The sequence below is a fragment of the Collinsella sp. AF36-3AT genome, from assembly GCF_003475205.1.
Classification (GTDB): domain Bacteria; phylum Actinomycetota; class Coriobacteriia; order Coriobacteriales; family Coriobacteriaceae; genus Collinsella; species Collinsella aerofaciens_AF.
Genome location: NZ_QROZ01000021.1, coordinates 1 through 1,920, shown reverse-complemented (window position 1 = coordinate 1,920; position 1,920 = coordinate 1). Strand labels below are relative to the sequence as shown.

At 55.4% G+C, this 1,920-nt stretch carries 1 protein-coding gene; it reads right to left on the bottom strand.

What is annotated here, in order from left to right; genetic code table 11:
• Nucleotides 1-592: 592 nt before the first annotated feature.
• On the bottom strand, nucleotides 593-1,717 hold the full coding sequence (locus DW003_RS09795; protein ID WP_118388879.1) for an aminotransferase: 1,125 nt from the start codon (nucleotides 1,715-1,717) through the stop codon (nucleotides 593-595).
• Between the last annotated feature and the right edge of the window lie 203 nt (nucleotides 1,718-1,920).

The window sequence follows — 1,920 nt, the reverse complement described above, 5'->3', positions numbered from 1 at the left end:
TGCAGACCTTTCGTCATGGCCTCCTACCTTTCTTTCGGGCCCCTGTCAGGGCCGATTCGTTAGCGCCCCTCCGTGTGAGGCGTTATTGCTGACGACATATTTATATCCAAATTCAGTTCATACTTCCACCTCGCCCCCGAACGGTTTTATATGAGGGGTGAACGGCATACACATATACTTCACGCATGGCACACTTCGATTTAATAAAGTGTATTTACGTGCTTAAACGCGTATTCAATCCAATAATCAAATGGAACTAAACTTTATTAAACCACCCTCAAATTGCATATTTCCAATAGAGCTATGAATAGAATTAGCGATTCATACCGCGTCTCAACCATTTTCATTTTTATTCAGAAACAAGTTTGTCCTATTCATTTCTGGTAAACGAATTACCGTTTACCAGACGCTTGATACCGTTCACCGGAAGCTCAGTATAAGGCCCAGCGAATACCGGATCGCCTTACGGCCTCATTTGTAACAACTTGACTTCTCGGTATAGAAAAACAGACCCGCCCCCCCCCTCATGGAAAACGGGTCTGCTATCGATAATCGTAGACAGATTTGAGCAGCTTTGAGAGCCGTCGGAATCCTAGCGATCGAACTCCGCCAGCGCCTCGCCCAAAAGCCTTAAGCCCTCGCGCAGAACGTCCTCGCTCGCGCAGTAGCCCAGACGCGCGCCGCAGGGAAGCTCAAAGCGGCTGCCGGGAACCAGCAGCACCCCCCTCTCGGCCAACAGGCGCTTGCAGAACTCCTCATCGTCCTCGGGAATATCCAGCTGGATAAACGAGGTAGATACGCCCTGCGGAGCCGTCCAAGAGACGCGGCTATGCGTGTCGATCCAAGCCTGCGCGATATCGCGGTTTCCAAACACAATCTTGCGGTTGCGTTCGAGAATCTTGTCCTTGTGCTCGAGCACGTAGGTCGCCAGGGCGTCGTTGAACACGCCGCCGCAGATCATGGTGTAGTCACGATAGGTGCGGATGCGGTTGGAGACCTCTTCGTCGGCCACGACCCAGCCCACGCGAGCCGCAGGCGTCGAATAGGTCTTGGACACCGAGTTGGTGACGATGGCCTTCTCGTACACGTCGGCCATCGATATAAAGGACTCGGTGTTCTCGAGCGGCAGATACACCTCATCGCACAGCACGTAGGCGCCCACCGAACGGGCGATCTCGGCAATTTGGCCGAGCGTATCGGCATCGAGCACGGTACCGATGGGGTTCGATGCGTTGTTGATGCAGATGAGCTTGGTGGAGGGGCGAACCAGGCGCTTGAGCTCCTCGATATCGGGCTTCCAGCCGAGCTCCTCGCGAAGCTCCCAATACTCGACCTCGGCACCGAACGTACGCGGAATCTCATAGAGCGGCGCATAGGTGGGCCACTCGGCAATCACGTGATCGCCGGGCTCGACCACGGCTATGATGGCATTGAGGTTCGCACCCGTGCAGCCGTTGGTCTGCAGGATGTGGTCGGGATTGACCTCACGGCGATACAGTTTGGCGACCTCGGCCTTAAAGTCGGGCGAACCCTCGATCCAGCCGTAGTTCATCTTCTCGCGGTCCAGGCGCTCATAGAACGTGGCGCCGTCCTGCTCGTCGAGCGCGCGCAGCTCGCCCATGGTGAGCGACGAGATCGTCGACTGGGCGATATCCCACGTGGCGCTCTTCTCCCAAACGTTGAGCCACTCCTCAACACCGATTGTCTTGATATCCATGGCCAAGCTCCTTACAAAAGCAGTCATCCAATCGTGTTGACGTTCCTCATACAAGATTGGGGCGGTGCGAATACCCGCACCGCCCCAATGAGAGACATCTAATGGCAGCTAGATGTATGTATTAAGACCTGTACGGGTCCTTGAAGACCTTAGAGGTCCTCACGCCAGAAGGGCATGCTCATGCAGCGCGGGCCGCCGCGGCC